Origin of the sequence: uncultured Caldilinea sp. (genome assembly GCF_937128415.1) — a bacterium.
Taxonomy (GTDB): domain Bacteria; phylum Chloroflexota; class Anaerolineae; order Caldilineales; family Caldilineaceae; genus Caldilinea.
Genome location: NZ_CAKZMJ010000068.1, coordinates 82,178 through 106,266 on the forward strand (window position 1 = coordinate 82,178; position 24,089 = coordinate 106,266).

Below are 24,089 nucleotides of genomic sequence, written 5' to 3' on the forward strand. Positions count from 1 at the left end.
ATGCTGTGGGAGCGTCCTGCTGCATTTTTTGCCATCCCTCCCGGCGCCCTCCGTCTGACCTACGTCGGGGCCAGCCCAGAAGAGGGCATCGAACGGTATCTTTTTGTAGGCGACGCCACAGCCCGCCCGGTGGAGCGCCTCATCCTGGACGAAGGACGGACGCCTCCCCCCAAACGCGACGACCTGGATTATCCCTTCCGCCTCAAGATCGCCCATTTCAACGACTTACATGGGAATCTGGTCTATCTTCAGCCGGGCGGCGCGCACCCGGTTTTTTCGCGCATGGCGGGCTCCATCCGCCGCCTGCGCGAGCGCTATCGCCGCCACCCGCAGCGAGGCGTGCTTGCGTTCAGCAGCGGCGACGACGCCGTCGGCGGCGTCTTCGATGCGCTGCTCGGCTGCGACGAGAACAGCTTTCGTCTCCATGCGGCGTATCGTCTCTATTCCGCCGCCGGGATCGACGCCTGCGCTCTGGGCAACCACGACCTCGACCTGAACGCGCGGCTGCTTGCGCGCGCCCTGCGCCAGGACGCGTCTTTCCCGCTCCTGACGGCCAACCTGGCGGGCTGTTCGTGGCTTTCCGGCGGCTATTTCCCCGCTGCGCTCTTCGTGGTGAAAGGCGTGCGCGTGGGCGTGATCGGGTTGACGACGCCGGCGCAGATTGCGCCGCAGCCCGATTCCACCCTGCACTTCGTCGATCCGATCCGAACGATGCACAATCTGCTGTCCGTCGTCAAAGAGGTCAGCGACGTCGTGATCGTGCTCAGCCATCTTGGCTACAGCCTGGCCTCCACCTCGGCCAGGGTGCTTGCTGCGGGCGACTGCGAGCTGGCGGCGGCGTTGCCGCACGCGGCTGTGCAGGTCATCATCGGCGGGCACACTCACCACGCGCTGAACGAGCACGGGCTCAGCCCGCACAACGTCGTCAACGGCATTCCGATCGTGCAGGCGGGCAAGCTCGGCGAATTTCTTGGGGAGGTGGACATCACCGTGGGGCGACGCTGGGCCGCCGTGACCAACGTGCAATTACACGCGGCGTCGAGGTTGCCGGTGGACGAAGCGTTCGAGCGCGAATACGTTCAGCCGCTGCTGCGCGAGATCGAACCCATCCTCGCCGAGCCGCTGGGCGTCGTCGCCGACGAGCCGGACCTGAGCATCGACGTCGTGCGCAATGAGCTGGCTGCGCACGAATCGGCGCTTTGCAACTTCATCACCGACGCGCTGGTGGAGCAGTGCAGGCTGGCGGGTTATCCGGTGGACTTCGCGGCCATCGACGCGTCCTCCGTCTCTGCAGGGTTGCCGCCGGGGCGACTCACCCTCGGCGACTGGTTCGCCGTGATGCCCTACGCCGACGTGATTCAGCTCTGCACGCTGACCGGCCATCAGCTTGAACAGTTGCTGCATGAAAACGCTCGCCGCGTCGATCGCCCTGACGAAGTTCACCTCGAACGGGGCTTCCTTCACTTCAGCGCAGCCGTGCGCTATCGCATTCACCTCGGCCCCAGCCGCGAGCAGGCCAGGGCGGAGGACATCATCGTAAACGGCCAGCCGCTTTGCGAGCAGCGCGAGCGCACGTTTGTCATGGCCTGCCCCAGCTTCACGCATGCGCTTGCCAGCTCATGGGAGGAGACGATGCGCAACAACCTGCGTCTTTCTCTCAACGCACATGCGCTGCCGAAAGAGGAGACGCATCGGCTGGTGCGCAATGAACTGATCGCTTACATTCGCGCGCACGGCGGCGTCACGCCGGAAAGCGGCGCGCGACGAGATGGAAGATTGGTTGTAGTGGATTCGAATTGAGAACCGACGGCGGATTTGCTATCGTCTTAAACCAGGCGACCGGCCCACAACGCCTGTTTTCTCTTGTCAAATCCCCGTAATCATCGGCAATTTGATTCCATGCCTGCGCGCAAACTCGATGGCCTGCGGATACCCTGCATCCGCATGGCGGGCGACCCCCGTGCCCGGGTCGCTGGTGAGGACGCGCTCCAGCCGCGCCGCAGCCTCCGGCGTGCCATCCGCCACGATCACCTGCCCCGCATGGATGCTGTAGCCGATGCCGACCCCGCCGCCGTGGTGGAGGCTCACCCAGGTCGCGCCGTTGACGGCGTTGATCAGGGCGTTGAGCAACGGCCAATCGGCGATGGCGTCGGAGCCGTCGAGCATGCCCTCCGTCTCCCGGTTCGGGCTGGCGACGGAGCCACTGTCCAGATGATCGCGGCCGATCACGATCGGCGCCTTGACTTCCCCGCGCGCCACCATCTCATTGAAACGAAGGCCGGCGCGAGCGCGCTCGCCGTAGCCCAGCCAGCAGATGCGCGCCGGCAGACCTTGAAATTCCACATGTTTCTGCGCCATCGCGATCCACCGCCGCAAATGCTCGTTCTCCGGGAAAAGCTCCAGGATGGCGGCGTCGGTGGCGTAGATGTCCGCCGGGTCGCCGGAAAGCGCCACCCAGCGGAACGGCCCCTTGCCTTCGCAGAAGAGCGGACGAATATAGGCTTGCACAAAGCCCGGGTAGCTGAAGGCCTCGCGCAGGCCGTTGTCGTAGGCGCGCTGCCGCAAGTTGTTGCCGTAATCGAAGACTACAGCGCCACGCGCCTGCCAGTCGAGCATGGCCTGGACGTGACGCGTCATGGAGTCAAGCGCAGCCTGCATGTACGCCTGCGGATCGCGACGTCGCAGCTCGGCGGCTTCCGCCAGCGACATGCCGGCCGGGATGTAGCCGTAGAGCGGGTCATGCGCCGAGGTCTGATCGGTCACCACGTCGGGCTGCACCCCGCGAGCGACCAGCTCCGGCAAGACTTCCGCCGCATTGCCGATCAGGCCGACCGAGAGAGGCCGCTTGGCAGCGAGCGCCTCCTCCGCCCAGGTCATCGCCTCCTCCAGGTTGTCGGTGATGCGGTCGATCTGGCGCAGGTGCAGCCGTCGTTCGGCGCGCCAGCGATCCACTTCGACGATCAGGCCGACGCCCTCGTTCATGGTGATCGCCAGCGGCTGCGCGCCGCCCATCTCTCCCAGGCCGGCGGTGACGACCAGCTTCCCGCGCAGCGACCCCCAGCCATGTTGTCGCGCCAGCGCGCCGAACGTCTCATAGGTGCCCTGCAGAATGCCCTGCGTGCCGATGTAGATCCAGCTGCCGGCGGTCATCTGGCCGTACATGATCAGCCCCTCGCGCTCCCAGCGGTCGAAGTTTTCCTGCGTGGCCCAGGCCGGGACGATGTTGGAGTTGGCGAGCAATACGCGCGGGGCGTCGGGATGGCTGCGGAAGACCGCCACCGGCTTGCCCGACTGCACCAGCAGCGTCTCATCCGGCTCAAGTCGCTCGAGCGTGCGCAGGATGGCGTCGAAGCACTCCCAGTTGCGCGCGGCGCGGCCGCGACCGCCGTAGACGATCAGGTTATCGGGGTCGAAGGCGACGTCGGGATCGAGGTTGTTCTGCAACATGCGGTACGCGGCCTCGATCAGCCAATTTTTGCAGGCGAGCTGTGTTCCGCGCGGGGCGCGGATGGTGCGAGCTGGCATGCCGCCCCTCCTGTGGAGAATCTACCTCAGGGCGATCGTGAAAGTTTGCCGCGGAGCGGTGACTTTGTCGGGCAGCGGAGACACATCGCGCACAAAGCGCCCCTGCATCGACCACGGCCCTGTCCATGTGATCTGCGCCTCCACCAGGCGGCCGCGCAGCGGCAGGTCGCTCTCGATGAAGACGAGCTTGTTCTGGCGGTTGCGACCGCGCCACTTGCCTTTGTGTCTGTCCTCCACCAGCACTTCGACGATTTCACCCAGATAGCGCCGGTTGATCTCGGCACTGATCTGCTCCTGCAGCGCCTCGAGCAGCTTGTGCCGGCGCACCTTCTCCGCCTCCGGCACGTCGTCCACCATGCGACGCTCGCTGACCGTGCCCGGACGCGGGCTGTAGCGCGCCAGGTGCACCTTGTCGAACTTGAGATCGCGCACAATTTCGACGGTGCGCTCGAACTGCTCCTCCGTCTCGCCGCAGAAACCGACGATGATGTCGGTGTTGATGGCGACGTCCGGCACCGTTGCGCGGATGCGCTCGATCAGCGCACGATATTCGGCATTGGTGTAGCCGCGCTTCATCCGTTCAAGCACTTCGTCATCGCCCGCCTGGATGGGCACCTCGATGTGTGGGCAGACCTTAGGCAGGTCGCGCACGGCCTGCAGGATGCGGTCCGTCATGTAGTTGGGGTGGCTGGTGAGGAAGCGGATGCGCCACAGCCCTTCGATCTCATGCACGGCGTGCAAGAGGTCGGCGAGGTCGTAGGCGTGACCGTCCTCCGGTTGCGCGCCGAGGGCGCTCGAGCCGTCACCGTTGCCGTGAAACGCCTTGACCGTTGCGCTGTTGCCGAGCTCCCCGCGCCAGTCGTAGCCATAGCGGTCGACGATCTGACCCAGCAACGTCACCTCGCGCACGCCCTGGGCCACCAGCCCGCGCACCTCGTTGACGATCTCCTGCACCGGTCGGCTGCGCTCCACCCCGCGGCGAAATGGAATGATGCAGAAGGTGCAGGCGTGACTGCATCCATAGACGATCGGCACGTAGGCGGCGACGGGCGCCTCTCCGCTCAGGGCAAGATGCTTGATCGATTGGGCGGCGCCGATCGGCTGCGCTTCATCCTGAAGCTGATAGCGCCGCGCCAGCTGCTGGCGTTCGATCTCCGCCATTTCGGCGTCGATCTCGGCCTGGCGAAGAAAATTCACCAACGGCGTCGCTTCACTGGGCGGCATGAAGACGTCCACAAAAGGATAGCTCTCCACGAGCTGCGGGCTAGGCTTGACCCCCACCATACAACCCATCAGCGCAATGACGCGATCGGGGTGCGCCTTCTTCCAGGGCTTGAGGCTGCCCAACTTGCCGATGGCCTTGTCTTCAGCGCTCTGGCGTACGACGCAGGTGTTGAGCACGACGACGTCGGCCTCTTCGAGCCGGTCGGTCGGCCCATAGCCGAGCTTTTCCAGCTCGGCGGCGACGTGATTCGAGTCGGCCACATTCATCTGGCAGCCGATCGTCCAGATGTGATATTTGCGGGCTGCAGTGGAGGTGCGGTCGGTGGCGAGTTCATACGTGATGGTCTCATGCGCGTCGCCAGGCGCGCGCGAGACGCGATCCGATCGATTGCTCATGGTCTCCTCCTGTGATCCGGCGTGAACCGGGCAGGCTTCGGCGTAAGATTTGAATAAAAAACCGTCGTTATGAAAAAGTGAGGCGCAATTGTTGCGCCTCTTCTTAGAAATTGTATAGGGTTCCGTCGCTGCTGTCAAAACCGGCGATTTCAGGCGGGAAAGTCTCCCCGGCGGCGGTTGACCGGCGGAAGGCGGCGTTGCATCACACTGCGAACATCTGATCCCGCTCCGGCCCGACCGACACATAGTCGATCTTGATGCCGGCCAGTTCGCTGATGCGGTGCAGATACGCGCGCGCGGCCTTGGGGAGGTCATCCCAGCGCCGACAGTCGGACGTAGACGTTTTCCAGCCCTCCCAGACCTCGTACACCGGCGTCACGTGCATGAGCACCGGCGTATCCGGCATCGAGTCGGTGACGATCGAGCCGTTGGGCAGCTTGTAGCCGATGCAAATTTTGATGGCTTCAAAGGTGTCGAGCACGTCGAGCTTGGTGATGGCGAGGCCGGTCATGCCGTTGAGCCAGGCTGCGTAGCCGATCGCCACGCCGTCGAACCAGCCGCAGCGCCGCGGTCGGCCGGTCGTAGCGCCGAACTCGCCGCCGATCTCGCGCAGCTTCTCGCCTTCGGCGTCGTGCAGCTCCGTGGGGAAGGGGCCGTCGCCGACGGCAGTGCTGTACGCTTTGACCACGCCGATCACGCGATCGATGGCGCGGGCAGGCAGGCCGGCGCCGGAGGCGGCGTAGGCGGCGGTGGGATTGCTGCTGGTCACATAAGGATAGATGCCCCAGTCGAGATCGCGCATCACGCCGAGCTGGCCCTCCAGCAGAATGTGCTTGTTCTGTTGCAAGGCGCGGCGGGTCATGGGCACGGTGTCGATGATGCGGTCGCCGAGTTTCTCCCGGTACTCCATGCACAGCGCATAGAGCGCCTCGCCGTCGACCGGTTCGCCGCCGAGAATCTCAAGCTTGCGGTTGACGGTGCGCAAGGCGTTGTCGAGGCGCATCTGAAGCCATTCTGGCTGCAGGAGATCGCCCATGCGCAGGCCGGAGCGCGCCGCTTTGTCGGCGTAGGCGGGCCCGATGCCGCGCTTGGTCGTGCCGATGGTGTCCTTGCCGCGCGCCGCCTCTTCGAGCACGTCGAGCTGGCGGTGATAGGGCATCAACATCTGGGCGCGGGTGCTGATCCAGAGGTTGCCCAGGTCGACGCCCGCCGAGCGCAGGTCGTCCATTTCATGCAGCAGCGACTGCGGGTTGACGACACAGCCGGAGCCGATGATGTTCTGCGTGCGCGGGTTGAAGATGCCGCTGGGGATGAGGTGCAGGGCGTGTTTGCCGTACTCGTTGATCACCGTGTGTCCTGCGTTGTCGCCGCCCTGGAAGCGGATGACGACGTCCGCCTCCTGCGCCAGGTAGTCGATCACGCGGCCTTTTCCCTCGTCGCCCCACTGGGCGCCCACCACTGCGGTGACGGTCATGACTCGTTTCTCCTCTCCTCTTCTCCTGACTACTTCGCCGATTCTCCGCCGTCCACGGTCAACACCGTCCCCGTGATGAACGACGCATCCTCAGAGCAGAGGAACGCCGCCGCGCGGGCGACGTCCTCGGGCCGCCCGACGCGCCCCAACGGGATCAACGGCAGTTGCGCCTCGAAAAACTCCGCCGGCATGGTGTCAAACGCTTCGGTGTGAATCAACCCCGGACGGATGACGTTGGAACGAATGCCCTGCGGCGCCAGCTCCAGGGCGAGCCGGCGACTGAAGGCCTCCAGCGCAGCCTTGCTGGTGACGTAGGCGATGTCGTCAAACTCGCCGACGACGACGCCGATGCTGCTGATGTGCAGCACGCAGCCGCGCGCAGCGACCAGATGAGGCAGCGCCGCGCGCACCAACACGAAGGCGGCGTCCAGATTGACGGCAAGCACCTGACGCCAGAGCTCCGGCGTCATCTCGTCCAGATCGACGCCGGCCGAAACGGCGGCGTTGTTGACGAGAATGTCTAGGCGGCCAAAATGTTGCACCACCTGCCGCACGATGTTGGGCGCTTCACCGGCGACGTCGCCGCGGATCGGCAGGGCATCGTATCCGTTGGCGCGCAAGGCGTCGGCGTGGCGCTGAACGATATGGCCCCGGCGTCCCACCAGCGCCACGCCCGCCCCCTCCACGGCGAACTGACGCGCAATGGCAGCGCCGATGCCGGTGCCCCCGCCGGTGATCAGTGCAACTTTGCCCTCAAATCGACGGTGATTTTCGCCTGACAAGTCGATCTCCTGTCTGGATGGCCCGGACTAGCCGCGTCCGGTCGCAAGTTGGTAGTTGGGCGCCTCTTTGGTGATGATGATGCTGTGCGGGTGGCTTTCCAGGATGCTGGCGCGGCTGATGCGCTGAAAGCGCGCCTTCGCCCACAGGTCCGGAATGCTCTCGGCGCCCACATAGCCCATGCCGCTGCGCAGGCCGCCCATGAGCTGGAAGATGAAATCCTTCAGCATGCCCTTGTAGGGGACCTGCCCCTCGATGCCTTCGGGCACCAGTTTGCCACTGATGTCCGGGCTGGCCGATTCGCCCTGCGCCGTCTGATAGCGGTCGCCGGCGCGGCCCTTCATGGCGCTCAGGCTGCCCATGCCGCGATACTCCTTGAACGAACGCCCTTCGCGAATCACGATCTCGCCGGGGGATTCGTGCAGCCCGGCCAGCAGGCTGCCGAGCATCACCGCCGACGCGCCGGCCGCCAACGCTTTGGTGATGTCACCGCTGTAGCGGATGCCGCCGTCCGCCACGATGGGTGCGCCGAATTCGCGGCCTGCTTCGGCGCAGATCAGGATGGCCGTGAGCTGCGGCATGCCCGCGCCGGCCACGACGCGCGTGGTGCAGATCGAACCGGCGCCCACGCCCACCTTGACCACCGAGGCGCCCGCTTCGACCAGGTCGCGCACGCCCTCGCGCGTCACCACGTTGCCCGCAATGATCGGGACGTCGCCGAAGCGACGGCGCAGCACCCGGATCGTCTCGATGACGCCTTTGCTGTGGCCGTGCGCCGTGTCGATCGCCACGGCGTCGGCGCCTGCCTCGATCACCGCCTCGGCGCGGCGCAGGCCCTGTTCACCGACGCCGATGGCCGCAGCCACGAGCAGCCGCCCCCGGTCATCCTTTGCAGAGTTCGGGTAATCCTGCTTCTTAAGGATGTCCTTGTAAGTGATCAGCCCGCGCAGGTGGCCTTCCTCATCCACCAAAGGAAGCTTCTCGATGCGATAGCGATGCAAAATTTCCTGCGCTTCGGCCAGCGTCGTCCCCAACGGCGCCGTCACCAGATTTTCGGAGACCATGTATTCCCGAATGGGCCGCGTGAAATCGGTGGCGAAGCGCACGTCGCGGTTGGTGAGAATGCCGACCAGCTTGCCCGACGCATCGGTGATGGGCACGCCACTGATCTTGTAGCGGGCCATCAGCTGCTCGGCTTCGGCCAGCGTGGCGTCCGGCGGCAGCGTGATCGGGTCAACGATCATTCCGCTCTCGCTGCGCTTCACTTTGTCCACTTCGGCGGCCTGCTCTTCAATGCTCAAATTGCGATGAATAACGCCCAGCCCGCCCTGCCTCGCCAGCGCGATCGCCAGCTCGCTTTCGGTGACGGTGTCCATGGCGGCGCTGAGCACCGGGATGTTGAGCTGAAGTCGCGGGTGCAGCTCGACGCGCAGATCGACTTCGCTGGGCAACACCTCGGTGTAGCCGGGGATCAACAACACGTCGTCGAAGGTCAGGGTCTCCACGTCCAGCCGGGCCAGCTTCTCTTCAATTGAGTACGCGCCATTGTGGGCGCGTTCTGTCCATGTCGCCTGAGTTGTGATCGTCATAAAGGTCTCCCTCGTCTCGAATCGCCCCTCTCTCGATCGCCTCTCCTGGAGACATTCTAGCACTGCCTCGATCTCGCCTCCAAGCCAGGAGACCGCTTCGGATCGCGTTTATTGGCATCGATTCAAGGGAGAACGTTGAATGGAGCGCGTTGCGTGGGGCGTCACCGCTCAGGCAAGCCGTAGGCGCGCCGGACCTCTTCGGCGATGATCTGGATGCCGGCGTGCACGGTGGCGTCGTCCTGGGCGTAGCTCACGCGCAGACATTCGTGCTTGTGAGGCCACTCCTCTTTCAAGCCTGGGAAAAAGTGATGGCCGGACAACACGATCACGTTGCGGGCTTTGAGGCGCTCGTAGAGCGTCTGGCTGGAGATCGGCAGGTCTTTGAACCAGAGCCAGAGGAAAAAGGCGCCTTCGGGTTTGTGAATATAACACGGCGCGTCTCCCATCGCCTCGCGCACCCAGGCGACGGCCTGCTCCGCCTTGGCCTGGTAGAAGGGGCGGATCACCTCTTGGCTGAGTCGAAGGACTTCGCCGCTCCGCACCATGTCGAGCGCCAATGCTGCGCCGACGCTGCCCGGCGCCAGGCTGATGATGGCGTTGAGCGCAGCAATGGCCTGCACCACGCGCGGATGGGCGATCACAATGCCGGTGCGAGGGCCGGGCATGCCCAGCTTAGAGAGGCTCATGCACAGGATCAGATGCTCCTCCCAGACCGGACGCACGTCGGTGTAGAGGATGTGAGGGAAAGGCGCGCCGTAGGCGTTGTCGATGATGAGCGGGATGTCGTGCGCCTTCGCCAGGCGGCTGAGACGGTCGATCTCTTCGTCGGTGAGCACGTTGCCGGTGGGATTGGTCGGTCGCGAGACGCAGATGGCCCCGATTTCAGGGCCGACGCGCAGCGCATCGAAGTCGACGCGATACTTGAAGAGGCGATCCTCTAAAAACGAAATCTCCGGACGATAGGCAAGAAAGTGGTCGTCGGTCAGCCCTGCGTCGGCGTATCCGATGTACTCGGGCGCCAGCGGCAGCAGGATGCGTTTGTGGCTCCCGTCGCAGAACTCTCCTGCGAAGAGATTGAACAGATAGAAAAACGAAGTCTGACTCCCGTTCGTAAGCGCGATGTGCTCCGGGCCGATTTCCCAGCCGTAGGTGCGACGCAACAGCTCGGCAAGCGCAGCGATAAAGGCGCGATGGCCCTCCGGCGCGCTGTAATCGCCCACCATCCGCGCAAAGCTCTCTTCGTCCTCCAGCATCTCAAGCATACGCTGACGGAAGTGGGCTTCCATCGTCGGAATTTTGGCCGGATTGCCGCCGCCCAGCATCAACATCTTGCCTGCGCCCGCCGCCAGCGCAGAACCGAGATCATCCATCAAGGTTAAGACGCCGCTCGGGCCGGTGAATTTTTCTCCAAAGCGAGAGAATTGCATACGTGGCTCCACCACTGATACGTTTTCTTGTCCGTTGTTGGTTTTGGCGTCCGTCGTGGACCGTCAGCGCACACCCATTCTACATGGGGTGCACACCGAATTGCCAACCACGACCGATCCTTCGTGCAACGCCGGTGCAGCCCCGCCGGAATCGAATTTTTGGGGATGGTAAGTTACGTTGCACCAGACAGACTTGTGGTAAAGTGCTGTTAACTAAAATGGTTAACTTGATGCATCAAAACGGCTTAGCAAGGTTTTGTAGATGATCATCTATCCGGCAATCGATCTGCGTCAGGGTCGGTGCGTGCGCCTGCGCCAGGGAGACCCTTCGGCGGAAACTGTGTTCGGCGACGATCCGGCTGCGATGGCGCGGCACTGGGCAGCCCAAGGGGCGGAGTGGCTGCACGTCGTCAATCTCGACGGCGCGCTCGGCGCCACCCAGGCGCACCTGAATGCATTGCATCGCCCTCCTCACATCCTGATTCAACATCCGGGTCAAAACAAGCCCGTCACGCCCACCGAAGAACTGGAACAAAATCTCCCCATCAACCTGCGTCGTCTGCGCGAAATCCGCCAGGCGGTCGAGATTCCAATTCAGTTTGGCGGCGGCCTGCGCACGCTGGAGGACATCCAGCTGGCCCTGGAGTTGGGCGCCGACCGCGTGGTGCTCGGCACGGCGGCGATCGACAACCCAGGGCTGATCGCAGAGGCCCTGTTGCGCTGGGGGCCTGAACGCATCGTCATCGGCATCGACGCGCGCGACGGCAAGGTGGCCACGCACGGCTGGCAGACGACCAGCAACGTAGACGCCATTGAGCTGGGGCATCGAATGCAGGCGATGGGCGTGAAGCGCGTCGTCTACACCGACATCAGCCGCGACGGGATGCTCTCCGGCGTCAATATCGAAATGACCTCGCGCCTGGGCGACGTCACCGGCCTCAAAGTGATCGCCAGCGGCGGCGTCGCCGGCCTCGCCGACATCGAAACGCTGAAGGCGCACGAATTTTACAACATCGAGGGCGTCATCGTGGGGCAGGCGCTCTACACCGGCGCGCTTGACCTGGCCGAGGCGATCCGAATCGGCCATCAACCGCTCGTGCGACGCAGCGCCGGGCTGATTCCGTTTCGCTGGGAGAACGGCGAACCCCAGTTTCTCCTGCTCTACAATCTCTTCTTCGAGCAGTGGCAGTTCCCACGCGGGGGACGTCACCGCAACGAGGGCGACATCACCTGCGCCCGTCGCGAATTTTCCGAAGAGGCGGGCCTGCCGGTGCGCAAAGTCTACGACGCCTGCCGCACCGAGCTTCACTACACCTCGGTGATCCGCGGCTTTGAGGTCGAACGCACCATCGTCTACTACCTGGCGGAGATCGGGCCGGGGGAAATTCGGCTCGGCCACGAAAATCATTGCGAGGCGCGCTGGGTGTCGGCGCAAGAGGCGTGGGAGCTGCTGACCGAGACCTCCCCCGAACAGTTGCCCGCGCTGGACGCCGCATTGGAATTCCTCAGCCAACTGCGCGTATAATATTCGATATGTTGGCGAAACGCATCATTCCCTGTCTGGATGTGAAAGATGGCCGCGTCGTCAAGGGCGTAAACTTCGTCGACCTGATCGACGCCGGCGATCCGGTGGCGCAGGCGCAGGTCTATGACCGCGAGGGCGCCGACGAGCTGGTCTTTCTCGACATTACGGCGACGCATGAAGCGCGCGCCATCGTGATCGACATGGTGCGCCGCGTGGCGGACAGCGTCTTCATCCCCTTCACCGTGGGCGGCGGCATCCGCACGGTGGAGGACATGCGCGCCATTCTGCTGGCGGGCGCCGACAAGGTGAGCGTCAACAGCGCGGCGGTGCGCAACCCGACGCTCATCACCGAAGCCGCAACGCGCTTTGGCAGCCAGTGCATCGTCGTGGCCATCGACGCACGGCGACGGCGCGGCCAGGAGCTCGCCGAACGCGGACCCGGCTGGGACGTCTTCGTCAACGGCGGGCGCATCAACACCGGCATCGACGCAGTGGAATGGGCGCGCGAAGTGGAGCGACGCGGCGCCGGCGAGATTCTGCTGACCTCGATGGACGGCGACGGCACCAAGGAAGGCTACGACATCCCGCTGACGCGCGCCATCAGCGACGCCGTCTCCATCCCGGTGATCGCCAGCGGAGGCGCCGGCCGGCCAGAGCACTTTGTGCAGGCGCTCACCGAAGGAGGCGCCGCCGCCGCATTGGCCGCCAGCCTCTTCCATTTTCGCGAGATCAGCATCCTGGAGATCAAAGAACAGCTGCGCGCGGCGGGGACGCCGGTGCGCTTTCCGCTCCAGATCGACGAAACGACTTCGGCGCACCTTCCCCACCGCACGGCTCATCTATGACCAATCCAGAGCTCTTACAAGAGATTCGTTACAACGAAGCCGGGTTGATTCCGGCGATCGTGCAGGATGCGCACACCGGCCAGGTGTTGATGATGGCGTGGATGAACGCCGAAAGCCTGGCGCTGACCCTGAAGATCGGCGAAACGGTCTTCTGGAGCCGTAGCCGCCAGCAGCTATGGCATAAAGGCGCCACCAGCGGCAACATCCAGAAAGTCGTCGGCGTCCACCTCGACTGCGACGGCGATGCGCTGCTGATTCAAGTCGAACCGGCGGGCCCCGCCTGTCACACAGGCGCCGTCTCCTGCTTTTTTCGCAAAATCGTCTGAACGCAAGCGTGGGCGGCGGAGTTGGGGTAGGTTTTTGGCGGAAGGCAACCATCCAGAAAGCTTGACGATTTTTAACAAACGATTCCAGGAAATTCGTAGGCGCAGCTCGCAGCTGCGCTTCCCTGACCCATTCCAGACCTTGTGGCCTGCCGAGCGCATGCAGCTATGAGCTGCAGTGGACGACGTGAAAAGCGCACATCGGGTCATCGCTTCCGGCGGGACAGAGTTATACCAGAGCCTGCGGCTGCGCACCGCAGCCAGGGTCGCAAAAGGCGCTCGGACAGAGACACAGGGTTGTATGCCAGACCCTGCGGCTGCGAGCCGCAGCTACGATGATCGCCGAAATGATTTTGTGAACGATTGTAGACCGCTCTTTCCGAAGGTGGGTCAATTGTTACAACCTTCGCAAAACCGGAAATGGAAAAGGAGTCTCATGTCAACGCTTGCGACGCTCGCCGCCACAATTCAGGATCGTAGAGAAAATCCGCGCGCCGGGTCCTACACCGCCGCTCTCTTCGCCAAAGGCGAAAACGAAGTCTTGAAGAAAATGGGGGAAGAGGTGATCGAGGTGATCGTCGCCGCCAAAGATGAAAGCAACGAGCGCGTGGTCTACGAGCTGGCGGACTTCGTCTATCACACGCTCGTCTTTTTGAATATGCGCGGCCTGCGTTGGGAGGACGTCGAGGCCGAGCTGGCGCGACGCTTTGCATGAAATGGACTGAAAATGCCGATCTTAGAACACACGCCGACCATGCGATTTATCCCCGGCGTCAGAGCGCCTGCCGCCAACGGCCTGGCGCGCTGGTACCTGTATCAGGGCGACCGCCTGATCGTAGATGAGCACAACGGCGCGCCCTCCATTCCGGTTGCGGAGACTCCGCAGGAGTTAGGACTGGCCGCCGTCTGCACAGAGTACCTGGGGATGCTGGAGGGCGAACGTCCGCTGCTCTGTTTCTCCGGCTGCGTTGCGGATGAGGCGACGCTGCCGAACGGATTCGCCGCCTATGACCTGCGCGCCCTCTTCGAGCAGATGGACGAGTTCGAGATCGGGCTGGCGGGCCGCGCCAAGCAGATCGCACACTGGGATCGCGATCATCAGTTTTGTGGACGTTGCGGCGCGCAGACCGAGCTGCTGACAGAGGAGCGCGCCCGCCGTTGCCCTCGCTGCAGACTGACCAGCTACCCGCGCATCTCGCCGGCGATCATCGTCGCCGTCACGCGGCGGTTTGACGATGGCCCTCGCATCCTCCTGGCGCGCAACCATCGTTTTCCACCCGGCCGTTACAGCGTCATTGCAGGCTTTGTCGAAGCAGGCGAGACGCTGGAGGATTGCGTGCGGCGCGAAGTGGAGGAGGAGACCGGCGTGCAGGTGGACAACATCCGCTACTTTGGCAGCCAGCCCTGGCCTTTCCCCAATTCACTGATGATCGGCTTCACGGCGGAGCACGCCGGCGGTGAAATTGTGGTGGGCGCCGGCGAGATCGCTGACGCGCAATGGTTTGCACCCGACGCGCTGCCGCTGCTCCCGCCCAAAATCAGCATCGCCCGCCGCCTGATCGACGACTTCGTTGCGCGCTGTCACCTCTGAAAAGCCGCTTCACAGGTTGAGGAAAACTCCTTGTGGCGTGCAAGCGGCAGAATGCGATCCGGCCAGTTGCTGGTGATGGCGGCCACGCCTAACTGCGCCAACGCCGCCGCGCGCACCGGATCGTCGATCGTCCAGGTCCACACCCGAAGGTTGTGGGCATGCGCCCGGTCGATCAACGGCCGAGCCACATAGCGATGGCTCACATTTAACCCCAGCGCAGCCGAACGTCGCGCCTGCCAAAGCGTAAGGGCAAAGGCGCAGCGCGCCGACATCACCCGCATCAGCGACTCAAAGACGCCATGGCCGTTGAGCAGCACGTGGATGCGCGGCTCGAGGCGGCGCACCCACCGCACATGACAGGGGCGCAGCCCGCTGAGCACCACCTGATCGAGCATGTCGAGTTGGCGCACCAGCGCAATCGTCGGGACGATCGCGTCCGCAGTCTTCAGGTCGAGGTTCAGTGCAACGCGGTGGCGGGCCAGGCGCAACGCCTCGGCCAGCGTCGGAATGCGCTCCCCCTGAAACTCCGGAGATTTCCATCCTCCGGCGTCGAGCTTGCCCAGCGCATTTGCATCCTGCTCATAGACTTTGCCTTTGCCGTTCGTCGTCGATTCCAACGAGGCGTCGTGCAGAAGGACGGGGACGCCATCTCGGCTGAGGCGCACATCCACCTCCACCATGTCCACGCCGAGGCGGATGGCGGCGTCGATGGCGATTAGCGTATTTTCCGGGTACAGGCCGGAAAAACCGCGATGGGCGATCACTTGCAGGCGAGACGGTGCGCAATACATCTCGATATGAAAATAGAGTCAGCGCAAGGCCCCCAAAAACAGAGCGCTCGGGCGATCGGCGAGATTTCATCCCTACGGCGCCGCCACGGCATGGCGCCTCCATTCTTCATAGTCCTTGAGTGTCCTTTGTGTCTTTGTGTCTTGGTGGTTCACCATGCCGCCACAGCATGGCGCCTCCGTTCTTCACAGTACCCCCGGCATGTTAAAGACATTGAGAGGGCGGACGCTCGGAAGGTTATGAGATTGTTAATCTTTTGAGTATACTGCTTCTGCAGCAATGCAATCCCCAGATTCAATTCACCCGAAGGAGAGGATCATTGTATGTCGAAAGCACACAAGGTAACCATGCTGGGCGCCGGATTGATCGGCATGTTTTACACGATGACGCTGCACGGCGCGCGCAGCCGGGATCGCGTGGAGGTCATCTATTCGCGCAGCCAGAGCCGCGCCGAAGCGTTCGCCAAAGAATGGGGAATCCCCAAAGCCACCAATGACTTGGCGGCGGCCATCAACGACCCGGAGACCGACGTCGTTGTGATCGGCCTGCCCAACTATCAGCACGTCGAAGCGGTGGATTTGGCGGCCAAGGCAGGCAAGGCGGTGCTGCTCACCAAGCCACTGGCGCGCAATGCACAAGAGGCGCGGCAGATTCTGGAGATCGTGGAGCGGGCGGGGGTCTTCGCCGGTTATCTGGAGGACCTGGTCTACACGCCCAAAACGTTGAAGGCGCTGGCCTCGGTGCGCGCAGGAGCGATCGGCGACGTGCTCTGGGTGCGCTCGCGCGAGACGCACTCCGGCCCGCACAGCGCCTGGTTCTGGGACAAGGAGCTGGCGGGCGGCGGCGCCATCGTCGATCTCGGTTGTCACTGCGCCGAGATCATCCGCAACTTCGTCGGCAAGAACAACCGACCGGTGGAGGTGATGTGTTGGGCGGACACGCTTGTCCATCCCATCCCGGCCGATGACAACGCCATTGCCCTCATTCGCTTCGAAAACGGCGCCGTCGGCCAGTTCGAGGTGAGCTGGACCTTCCGGGGCGGCATGGATCTGCGCGACGAGGTCTCCGGCACGCAGGGCACGATCTGGCTCAACCACTTTTTGCGCACCGGCTTCGAGATGTTTACGGCGGCCAAGGGCGGCTACACGGCGGAAAAGGCGGAGACGGAAAGCGGCTGGCTCTTCCCCGTCGGCGACGAAGTGCACGAGCTGGGCTACGTCAACATGTTCGCCGACATGTTCGACGCGCTGGACAGTGGGCGGCAGCCGATGGAAACCTTCTACGACGGCTATGTCATCAACGCCATTCTCGATGCGTGCTACAAATCCGCCGCATCTAAACAATGGGAGCCGGTCGAACTCTTTGAATGGCGGGCGGAGGAGCCGGCCAAACCGATCACGGTGCACCATGAAATCCGCGATGGCCTGGCGCTCGTCAAAGAAGAGCTGATGCACGGCAACCAAGTCAAACAGATTTTGTGCGACCAGAGCACAGGCAAGATCATCGAGCGCGTGATCGAACGAAAAGATTGATCGCCAGAGTGAGCGACTATCTGCCAGGCAGCTTGATGAGATTTCACGAAAATCTGGGAATCTGTAGGCGCAGTGCGTAGCTGCGCCTACTCGCCCTGTCATGACTTTATACACTGCAGGGGCGTCCGGCCAGAGGCCGAACCTAACGGGGGTCACCGCCTCCGGCGCGACATGCCGATCCACTCAGAGCGCCTGTCTTGAAAAGTAAGCGTTCATTTTACGCCTTTTTGCGCGTGCAACGAACGAATAAAGTTTGTATATCTTCTATGAGGATTGAAAACTTCGGAGCCTGAAATCGAAATTCTTGTTCTCAAAGGCGACATCGTTTGCAATTTCATTGGATTCTATTCCTTTACATCGCTGCTCTGATTGGGGCGCTCTTTGTCGCAAGACAAACCTGGCGAAAGCGCAACAGCCCCGGCGCGCGCGAGCTGACTTTTTTAATGCTCAGCGCCGCACTGTGGATTTTTTGCGACGGACTGGCGCTGGCGGTCACCGACCTCCAGCAGAAAATTCTCATCAACCAGGTCAGCCATATCGGCATCCAGACCACGCCGGTTTGGTTCTTCCTGTTCGTTCTCCGGTACATCGGCGCCGATCGACTTTTCACCAGCCGCTGGCGCCATCTGCTCTGGCTGCCTTCGTTGCTGGCGATTGCAACCGCATTCACCAACGACTGGCATCATCTCTTCTGGACGGACGCACAGCTCGTTCAGGCGCCTTATGGGCTGGAGGACGAGTACACGCACGGGCCGCTCTTCTGGCTCTATGCCGCCTATCTGTACGCCCTGGTGCTGATCGGCGCCGCGCTGCTCGTGCGCCATACGCTGGCGAACGCCCATCACCATCCCTATCGTCTGCAATCCATCGTCATCCTGGCGGCGGTCTTCATTCCATGGATCGCCAATTTCGTCTATCTTTTTGATCTCACGCCCTGGCCCTGGCTAGACCTCACGTCGATTGCGTTTGCGCTGGTCGGCGCGCTGCTCGCCTGGGCGATCCTCAAGCTGGGGCTGCTGCACATCGTGCCGCTTGCGCGCACACAACTGGTCGAATACATGAACGAGGGCATGGTCGTCGTCGACGCTGACCGGCGGATAATAGACCTCAATCCTGCCGGCGCAGCCATTTTGCAGGTGGAAACGACGGCTGCAGCGATTGGGAAAAAACTTCATGAGGTCAGCCCAACAGGCGCCGTCATCGCCGGCCAGCTCTCGGAACAGGCGGCGGTGTTCGAGGTGGCGACGTCAAGCGGCGCAACGCTGGAAGTGCGCACTTCCTCTTTAGAGGCGCTCCCCGGACAGCGACTGGGGGCGCTGCTGCTGCTCCACGACGTCACCGACCGAAAAGTGGCCGAGCAAACGTTGCGGGCGGCCAAAGAGGCGGCGGAGGCCGCCACGCGCGCCAAGAGCGAATTTCTGGCCAACATGAGCCATGAAATTCGCACCCCGCTCAACGCCATCGTCGGCATGACCAGCCTCTTGCTCGGCACGCCCCTGAACGAAGAGCAGCGCGACTTCGTCGAAACGGTGCGCCTTTCGAGCGAGAATCTTCTTGCCCTCGTCAACGACATTCTGGACTTCTCCAAAATTGAATCGGCGCGGCTTGAGCTGGAGATGCAACCCTTTGCGCTCCTGTCGTGCGTCGAGTCAGCCCTCGACCTGGTGGCGGTGCAGGCGCTGCGCAAAAAGCTGGAGCTCACCTACGCCGTCTACGGCGACATCCCAGAGCAGGTGCTCGGAGACGTCACCCGTCTCCGCCAGGTGCTGGTCAACCTGTTGAGCAACGCCGTCAAATTCACCGACGCAGGCGAAGTCAATCTGCGGGTCACCGGCCGCCGCGAGCCGGGAGGCGAAGGCGGCGCTCCTTCGCGTTATTCCCTTCATTTTGAAGTGCAGGACACAGGCATCGGCATCCCGAAAGAGCGTCAGCCGTTGCTCTTCCAGCCCTTCAGTCAGGTGGACGCCTCCTCCACGCGGCGGCATGGCGGTGCAGGCTTGGGACTCGCCATCTCGCGCAAAATCGTGGAGCTCATGGGCGGCTCCATTTGGGTGGAAAGTGAAGGCGTTCCAGGCAAAGGCTCGATCTTTCATGTTCAGGTGGCGCTACAGGCTGCGCCGGAAGTGACGCGACAAGACGCCGGCGTCGCAGAAAGCGTGCTGGCGGGCAAACGCGTGCTCATCGTAGATGACAATCGAACCAATCAGGACATTTTGAGACGATATGCGACCGAATGGAAAATGACATGCGCCGTGGCCGACTCTGCGGCAAGCGCGCTTCAAGTCATGGAGCAGGGCGAACGGTTCGACGTAATTCTGCTCGACATGCAAATGCCCGGAATGGATGGCGTGACCGCAGCGAAAGCAATCCATCGGCGCTGGGGTTCCAATCGCCCTGCCATTCTCTTGCTCACGTCGATCGATGTGGAAAAAGAAGACTTGCGCGCCGCAGGCGTCGATGGACGCCTCGCCAAGCCGATCAAACCTGCTCATCTCCGCAAGGCGCTCTTGGCGTTGTGGCAAGAAGGAACTACGCCAGAAAAGAGCAGCGCCCCCACCGAGTGGGACGCGCAGATGGCGCAGCGGTGCCCTTTGCGCATCCTGGTTGCGGAAGACAACCTGGTCAACCAAAAGGTCATTCAAACCATGCTTGGACGTCTCGGCTATCGCGCCGACGTCGTCAGCGACGGCGTGCAGGCCGTGGAGGCGGTGCGCCGTCAACCCTACGACGTGATTCTGATGGACGTTCAGATGCCGGAGATGGACGGCGTCGAAGCGACGCAGCTCATCCGCGCCATCTTGCCTGCGGCGCAGCAACCCTGGATCGTGGCGATGACGGCGAACGTCTTCGAGACTCAGCGCAACCTGTACCTCGAACACAGCATGGATGACTACGTCAGCAAGCCTGTGCAGCGAGAGATGTTGCTCGCCGCCTTGCAACGCGCCTACGCCAACCGCTCCTGACCCTCTCCCCTGTTTTGACGAATCATCGCGCCTGGGGTAGCATTTCCAGGGCTGAAGTTCGCCCTCGTTCGATCATTTGCCAGCAAGACTGAAAATTGAAGGTCGCTCGAAAAGGTTCGTCTATGCCACAACCCAATCGTCCTTCTGCGCCATCGGCGCCTGTTCTGCGTCCGGGGATCGCTTTCCAACCCGAAGCGCGCAGCCAGTTTCATGCAGGCATCGCCATGTTGGCCGACATGGTGGCGGCGACGCTTGGCCCCAGTCGCGGGCCGGTGCTTAATTACGAAGGCACGCGGCGCATCGTGGAAGCGCTCGACGACGCCGCTACGGCTCTGCGTCGCATCATCAGCCTGGGCCGGCCCGACCTCGACGTCGGCGCGATGTTGGCGCGGCACGTGATCTGGAGGCTCGAGCAGCAGGTGGGCGACGGCGGCGCAACCGCCCTGGTGTTGATGCGGGCGCTGGTCGATGAAGGCGTCCGCCAGATCTCCGCCGGTTTCAACGCCATGCGCCTGACCGAGGGGATGCGGCGGGGCGCAGCCGTGGCGGTCGAGGCGCTGCGCCGCCAAAGCGTACAGGTCGACGGCGAACGCAACCTGGCCGTGGTCGCGCGCACGGTCGTTCAAGATGATGATCTGGCGGCGGTGCTCGGCGAGATGAGCTACCTGCTCGGCGCGGACGGTCACATCCAGATCGAATCCTATGTCGCTCCCTATCTGGAGCGGCAATATCTGGGCGGTGCGCACTACGGCGCCGAGATCGTCAGCATGTATTTCTACACCGAAATGGAGCGTCGACGCAGCGTGCTGGTTGCGCCAGCGGTTGCGCTCCTCGACAAGCCTCTGAACGAAGCGGCGCAGGCGGTCGCTTTGCTTGAAGCGACGATTCGCGCAGGGCGCAAAGCGCTCCTGATTGTTGCGCCAGACGTCTCCGGCCCGGCGTTGAACGTGCTCGTCGCCAATCAGATGCAGCCCGCCGAAAAGCGCAAGGCGATGATCCTGGCGGTCAAACTGAGGGCGGTCGGCGATGAGCGCCGTTTTGCCCTGCAGGACCTCGCCGCCATGACCGGCGCTGCGATTTTGGGCGAACTCGGCGAGCGCACAGCCAGAGACGCGCGTCCGGAAGATTTGGGACGCGCGCAGCGCGTCGAGTTCTCTGACAAAAACCTTGTGGTCACGATGGAAGGCGCGCGGCGAACGTTCATCCAAGAGCAAATCGCCGAGCTCAGCCGTCGTCTGGCCCTGTTGCCCTACGATGAGGAAGAGCGACCGGTCTTGGTGCGCCGGCTGGCTGCGCTGAGCGGCGGCGTCGGCGTGTTGAAGATCGGCGCCTATCATCAGCCGGAGCGCGAGATGCGCCGCGCCAAGGCGGAGCGCGCCTGGAAGGTGCTCTCCGCCGTCCAGCGCGGGGGCGTGGTGGCGGGCGGCGGCGCGGCGCTGTTGCATTGTCGCAGCACAGTGTTGCAAGCAGCTGCACAGGAGAGCGACGCCGAATGTGCATCCGGCATGCGCATCGTAGCCCATGCGCTCAGCGCTCCGCAACGACAGCTGCTGTGCAACGCAGGCGTCTCTTCCCCTGCGCTCATCCTGGAACGGGTGGCGGAGCAGGGGCCGCCGATGACCTATGACGTGCTCCGAGGAGCCATCGTAGATGCGCAGCGCGCCGGTCTGCTCGACGCTACGGACGTCGTGACGGCGGTCTTGCAGGCTGCAGTCAGCGGCGCATCCATGGCGTTGAGCACCGACGCCATCGTTTATCACCGCAAACCTCAGCAGAGTTTTACGCCGTAGCTATGCCTGTAATTCTTTCGCTCACCGAAAATCACGATGAAATTTGGGCGCTTGGCCCAGAAGGTCTGTTTCTGTACAAAGATGGACAACTGCTCGCCACGCCCCAGCCCGATCACCATCCCTCCTGTTGCTTTCATGACGGCGAACGGTTACTGGTCGGAGGCGCAACGCACGGCGTCGCCTACACGACGGACGAGGGCGGCTGGCGCGCGAGCTGGGTGGACAACGTAACGGCCCCGGTCGTCTGTCTGGCGCCTCATCCCAACTACGAGCACACCGGCGTGATCCTGGCAGGCTCTTCAGGTGGAGGCGTGCTGCGCAGCGCCAATCGGGGCCGCGACTTCTTCGTCTGCAACTTCGGCCTGTTTGACTTCGACGTGCTGACGCTGGCGTGGGCGCCGCCGCAGCCGGACGGCGACTGGCCTCCGCTGGAGGTCGTCTTCGCCGGCGCCGGGAGCGGACTCTATCGGTCGCCCAACGCTGGGCGCGGCTGGAAGCAGATCGCCTCTTTGCCTGCGCCGGTGCTCTCGATCGCCGCGTCGCCTGCGTTTCATTGCGGCGGCCCGGTGCTGGCGGGGACGGAAGGCGCCGGCCTGTGGCGCTCGGATGACGGCGGCTACACCTTCCGACCTGTTCCTGACGCGCCCGAAGTCGTCAACGCCCTGTTGGCGCTGCCGAACGGTTGGCTGCTCAGCGACGTCGAACGCATCTGGCGTTCGGAGGATGGCGCCCGCTGGACGCCGCTCGCTTCACCGCCGGCGCTCACCTTCTTGAGGACGCGTCAAGGGAGGGTGCTGGCCGGCGGCATGGAAGGCGTGTTTGAAATTGAGTGAGAATCTAAAAGGCTGACCAACCGTTGCTCCGCCTCCTGACGGAGGTCGGGACGCGGGGCCGGCAGGCCGTATTGCTCCACCAGGAAGCTCGCCGCAACCGCCGCATACAGGCCCGCCAGCCGCAGGTCGCCGGTTTCCAGCCAACCGACGAGCAGCGCGCCGCAGTAGGCGTTGCCGGCGCCGACCGGGTCCACCACCGGCGTGCGCGCCGCCGGAATGCACCACGTCTCGCCGGTCGCCGCCCGATGCACGATGGAGCCTTCGGCGCCCATGCGCAGCGCTACGATGGCCGCGCCGGCGTCTGTCAAGCGTCGAATCAGCGTCATCGGGTCGCCGCTTCCCACCAGCGACTCGGCTTCGACCAGATTAGGGGAGAAAATGTCGCAGGCGCCGACCAGCGCGCTCAGCTCGGCGTCGCTCAATGGGCGTGAAGCATCCCGAAATGGCTCAATGCTGACGACGATCCCGCGTTCGCGCAGCGCCTGCATGATGCGCAAATTGGGCGCTTCGGGATGCACGCCGAAGTGAAAGCCGCGCGCCGACCAGTAAACGTCCGGCACCTGGTCAGGGCGCAGCGCCAGATGCGTGGGAATGGCCTCGCCCTGGGTGCGCCAGACCTGCGTGCGCCGTCCGTCCTCCTCGATGATCTGCCAGGCGCGCAGGGAGCGATGCACCGGATCGCGGCGCAGGCCGCGCGTGTCGATCCCCATGGCGTCGAGCCAGGCCTGCGCCTCCGGCGGGAAGTCCAGCCCCACGCCGCCGCAGAGACCGACGCCCCCATGCGTCCACAGCTTCATGCCGAAGGCCGTCTGCGGCCCTCCGCCGCCGAGCACCCCCATTAACGTGCGGCCATCGTGGAAGACAAGATCGTCAATGATGACGGAAAACGTAAAATAATCGATACCGGTGTTCACACAACGATTTCAGATTCCCCAGTTTACAAAAGGTTCTCCAGTAAGACCTCAAGGTCGCTGTAATCATAAGGAGGGCGACGCCGCACCGCCAGGATGCCGACCCATGCTGCTTCTTCATCAATTGCATAAACAACTCGCCATCTGTCTATGCGTAGTCGATAAAGAAGAACTTTACTGCTGCTTGTATAGGTGAGTCGTTTACTGGCGGGAGGCGTCGGATGTTCGGTTAATCCATCGATCGCTTTACGAAGGCGCTGCTTGACATTGCCGGGCAGTTGCTGAAGCTCCGCCCAGGCGGATGGCGTGACATAGATTTCATACCGCTTCACGAAAGTTGATCCCGCACTTCTTCCCAGCGCAGCCAGCCTGCCTGGTTCGGATCACCCCCGGCGACGTCCAATTGCGTCAGAGCATCCTGAAAGATCTGAAGGTCTTCGATAGTTTCAAGCCACTCGAGCAAGGCTTCCCAATCATCGGCGTCCAACACAACGAAGTGATGATCCTTCACCGTGACGTAACGAACAGATTGTATCAGTGTTTCTAACCGACTCATTATTTCTCCTCAGCAC

General features: G+C 63.2%; 20 protein-coding genes. 10 read left to right on the top strand and 10 right to left on the bottom strand.

Translation table 11 applies throughout. From position 1 onward, the window contains the following. Window positions 1-1,800 (top strand): bifunctional UDP-sugar hydrolase/5'-nucleotidase, encoded by a 1,800-nt coding sequence (locus tag Q0367_RS12625; RefSeq protein ID WP_297631558.1) that lies wholly within the window; start codon window positions 1-3, stop codon window positions 1,798-1,800. 66 nt (window positions 1,801-1,866) lie between these two features. Here Q0367_RS12625 and hutU read toward each other — a convergent pair whose 3' ends face one another. From hutU to Q0367_RS12655, 6 genes are all read right to left on the bottom strand, one after another. Continuing rightward, window positions 1,867-3,525: a urocanate hydratase gene (gene hutU / locus Q0367_RS12630; protein WP_297631560.1), complete on the bottom strand. Its 1,659-nt coding sequence runs from the start codon at window positions 3,523-3,525 to the stop codon at window positions 1,867-1,869. Between the two features lie 21 nt (window positions 3,526-3,546). Then, window positions 3,547-5,145 carry a MiaB/RimO family radical SAM methylthiotransferase gene (locus tag Q0367_RS12635; protein WP_297631562.1) on the bottom strand — a complete coding sequence of 533 codons (1,599 nt, stop codon included), beginning with the start codon at window positions 5,143-5,145 and terminating at the stop codon, window positions 3,547-3,549. Between the two features lie 202 nt (window positions 5,146-5,347). Further along, window positions 5,348-6,619: an adenylosuccinate synthase gene (locus Q0367_RS12640; RefSeq protein ID WP_297631564.1), complete on the bottom strand. Its 1,272-nt coding sequence runs from the start codon at window positions 6,617-6,619 to the stop codon at window positions 5,348-5,350. 29 nt (window positions 6,620-6,648) lie between these two features. Continuing rightward, window positions 6,649-7,401, bottom strand: coding sequence for an SDR family NAD(P)-dependent oxidoreductase (locus Q0367_RS12645; protein WP_297631566.1), 753 nt, complete (start codon window positions 7,399-7,401; stop codon window positions 6,649-6,651). A 27-nt stretch (window positions 7,402-7,428) separates the two neighbouring features. Further along, on the bottom strand, window positions 7,429-8,988 hold the full coding sequence (gene guaB / locus Q0367_RS12650; protein WP_298982625.1) for an IMP dehydrogenase: 1,560 nt from the start codon (window positions 8,986-8,988) through the stop codon (window positions 7,429-7,431). Between the two features lie 161 nt (window positions 8,989-9,149). Further along, window positions 9,150-10,415 carry a valine--pyruvate transaminase gene (locus Q0367_RS12655; protein ID WP_297631570.1) on the bottom strand — a complete coding sequence of 422 codons (1,266 nt, stop codon included), beginning with the start codon at window positions 10,413-10,415 and terminating at the stop codon, window positions 9,150-9,152. 262 nt (window positions 10,416-10,677) lie between these two features. Between Q0367_RS12655 and Q0367_RS12660 the strand changes: the two genes are divergently transcribed. The 5 genes from Q0367_RS12660 (at window position 10,678) to nudC (ending at window position 14,699) form a co-directional block, all read left to right on the top strand. Continuing rightward, window positions 10,678-11,940: a HisA/HisF-related TIM barrel protein gene (locus Q0367_RS12660; RefSeq protein ID WP_297631572.1), complete on the top strand. Its 1,263-nt coding sequence runs from the start codon at window positions 10,678-10,680 to the stop codon at window positions 11,938-11,940. 8 nt (window positions 11,941-11,948) lie between these two features. After that, window positions 11,949-12,785: an imidazole glycerol phosphate synthase subunit HisF gene (gene hisF, locus Q0367_RS12665; protein WP_297631575.1), complete on the top strand. Its 837-nt coding sequence runs from the start codon at window positions 11,949-11,951 to the stop codon at window positions 12,783-12,785. After that, complete coding sequence (gene hisI, locus Q0367_RS12670) at window positions 12,782-13,111, top strand: phosphoribosyl-AMP cyclohydrolase (protein WP_297631577.1); 330 nt, start codon at window positions 12,782-12,784, stop codon at window positions 13,109-13,111. Before hisF ends, hisI begins: the two co-directional genes overlap by 4 nt. Window positions 13,112-13,544: 433 nt before the next feature. Then, entirely contained in the window at window positions 13,545-13,823 is a 279-nt protein-coding gene (gene hisE / locus Q0367_RS12675; protein WP_297631579.1) for a phosphoribosyl-ATP diphosphatase, read from the top strand. A 12-nt stretch (window positions 13,824-13,835) separates the two neighbouring features. Next, window positions 13,836-14,699: an NAD(+) diphosphatase gene (gene nudC / locus Q0367_RS12680; protein ID WP_298982629.1), complete on the top strand. Its 864-nt coding sequence runs from the start codon at window positions 13,836-13,838 to the stop codon at window positions 14,697-14,699. On the opposite strand, the gene Q0367_RS12685 is transcribed toward nudC, so the two are convergent. Then, entirely contained in the window at window positions 14,690-15,490 is an 801-nt protein-coding gene (locus Q0367_RS12685) for a glycerophosphodiester phosphodiesterase family protein (RefSeq protein ID WP_297631585.1), read from the bottom strand. The genes nudC and Q0367_RS12685 overlap by 10 nt on opposite strands. 321 nt (window positions 15,491-15,811) lie before the next feature. Between Q0367_RS12685 and Q0367_RS12690 the strand changes: the two genes are divergently transcribed. From Q0367_RS12690 to Q0367_RS12705, 4 genes are all read left to right on the top strand, one after another. Continuing rightward, window positions 15,812-17,020, top strand: coding sequence for a Gfo/Idh/MocA family protein (locus Q0367_RS12690; RefSeq protein ID WP_297631589.1), 1,209 nt, complete (start codon window positions 15,812-15,814; stop codon window positions 17,018-17,020). A 326-nt stretch (window positions 17,021-17,346) separates the two neighbouring features. After that, complete coding sequence (locus Q0367_RS12695) at window positions 17,347-19,983, top strand: histidine kinase N-terminal 7TM domain-containing protein (protein WP_297631592.1); 2,637 nt, start codon at window positions 17,347-17,349, stop codon at window positions 19,981-19,983. Window positions 19,984-20,105: 122 nt separating this feature from the next. After that, window positions 20,106-21,773: a TCP-1/cpn60 chaperonin family protein gene (locus tag Q0367_RS12700; RefSeq protein WP_298982632.1), complete on the top strand. Its 1,668-nt coding sequence runs from the start codon at window positions 20,106-20,108 to the stop codon at window positions 21,771-21,773. Between the two features lie 2 nt (window positions 21,774-21,775). Next, the gene (locus tag Q0367_RS12705; RefSeq protein ID WP_297631599.1) at window positions 21,776-22,606 is read left to right on the top strand and encodes a hypothetical protein; all 831 of its coding nucleotides are present in this window, start codon (window positions 21,776-21,778) and stop codon (window positions 22,604-22,606) included. Here the strand turns inward: Q0367_RS12705 and Q0367_RS12710 are convergent. From Q0367_RS12710 to Q0367_RS12720, 3 genes are read right to left on the bottom strand one after another with little or no spacing between them, the layout of a single operon-like run. Then, window positions 22,555-23,520 carry a carbohydrate kinase family protein gene (locus Q0367_RS12710; RefSeq protein ID WP_298982633.1) on the bottom strand — a complete coding sequence of 322 codons (966 nt, stop codon included), beginning with the start codon at window positions 23,518-23,520 and terminating at the stop codon, window positions 22,555-22,557. The genes Q0367_RS12705 and Q0367_RS12710 overlap by 52 nt on opposite strands. Before the next feature lie 23 nt (window positions 23,521-23,543). Then, window positions 23,544-23,849: a type II toxin-antitoxin system RelE/ParE family toxin gene (locus Q0367_RS12715; protein WP_298982634.1), complete on the bottom strand. Its 306-nt coding sequence runs from the start codon at window positions 23,847-23,849 to the stop codon at window positions 23,544-23,546. Beyond that, a complete protein-coding gene (locus tag Q0367_RS12720) occupies window positions 23,846-24,073 on the bottom strand; it encodes a hypothetical protein (RefSeq protein WP_298982636.1) in 228 nt (75 codons plus the stop codon). Before Q0367_RS12720 ends, Q0367_RS12715 begins: the two co-directional genes overlap by 4 nt. Between the last annotated feature and the right edge of the window lie 16 nt (window positions 24,074-24,089).

What these genes read in the sequence shown, in the direction of transcription:
- hisI (WP_297631577.1), top strand. Translation starts at nt 12,782, where the DNA reads ATGACCAATCCAGAGCTCTTACAAGAGATTCGTTACAACGAAGCCGGG.
- guaB (WP_298982625.1), bottom strand. Translation starts at nt 8,988, where the DNA reads ATGACGATCACAACTCAGGCGACATGGACAGAACGCGCCCACAATGGC.
- Q0367_RS12700 (WP_298982632.1), top strand. Translation starts at nt 20,106, where the DNA reads ATGCCACAACCCAATCGTCCTTCTGCGCCATCGGCGCCTGTTCTGCGT.
- Q0367_RS12690 (WP_297631589.1), top strand. Translation starts at nt 15,812, where the DNA reads ATGTCGAAAGCACACAAGGTAACCATGCTGGGCGCCGGATTGATCGGC.
- Q0367_RS12720 (WP_298982636.1), bottom strand. Translation starts at nt 24,073, where the DNA reads ATGAGTCGGTTAGAAACACTGATACAATCTGTTCGTTACGTCACGGTG.
- Q0367_RS12655 (WP_297631570.1), bottom strand. Translation starts at nt 10,415, where the DNA reads ATGCAATTCTCTCGCTTTGGAGAAAAATTCACCGGCCCGAGCGGCGTC.
- hisF (WP_297631575.1), top strand. Translation starts at nt 11,949, where the DNA reads ATGTTGGCGAAACGCATCATTCCCTGTCTGGATGTGAAAGATGGCCGC.
- nudC (WP_298982629.1), top strand. Translation starts at nt 13,836, where the DNA reads ATGCCGATCTTAGAACACACGCCGACCATGCGATTTATCCCCGGCGTC.
- Q0367_RS12635 (WP_297631562.1), bottom strand. Translation starts at nt 5,145, where the DNA reads ATGAGCAATCGATCGGATCGCGTCTCGCGCGCGCCTGGCGACGCGCAT.
- Q0367_RS12625 (WP_297631558.1), top strand. Translation starts at nt 1, where the DNA reads ATGCTGTGGGAGCGTCCTGCTGCATTTTTTGCCATCCCTCCCGGCGCC.
- Q0367_RS12705 (WP_297631599.1), top strand. Translation starts at nt 21,776, where the DNA reads ATGCCTGTAATTCTTTCGCTCACCGAAAATCACGATGAAATTTGGGCG.
- hutU (WP_297631560.1), bottom strand. Translation starts at nt 3,525, where the DNA reads ATGCCAGCTCGCACCATCCGCGCCCCGCGCGGAACACAGCTCGCCTGC.
- Q0367_RS12660 (WP_297631572.1), top strand. Translation starts at nt 10,678, where the DNA reads ATGATCATCTATCCGGCAATCGATCTGCGTCAGGGTCGGTGCGTGCGC.
- Q0367_RS12640 (WP_297631564.1), bottom strand. Translation starts at nt 6,619, where the DNA reads ATGACCGTCACCGCAGTGGTGGGCGCCCAGTGGGGCGACGAGGGAAAA.
- Q0367_RS12685 (WP_297631585.1), bottom strand. Translation starts at nt 15,490, where the DNA reads ATGTATTGCGCACCGTCTCGCCTGCAAGTGATCGCCCATCGCGGTTTT.
- hisE (WP_297631579.1), top strand. Translation starts at nt 13,545, where the DNA reads ATGTCAACGCTTGCGACGCTCGCCGCCACAATTCAGGATCGTAGAGAA.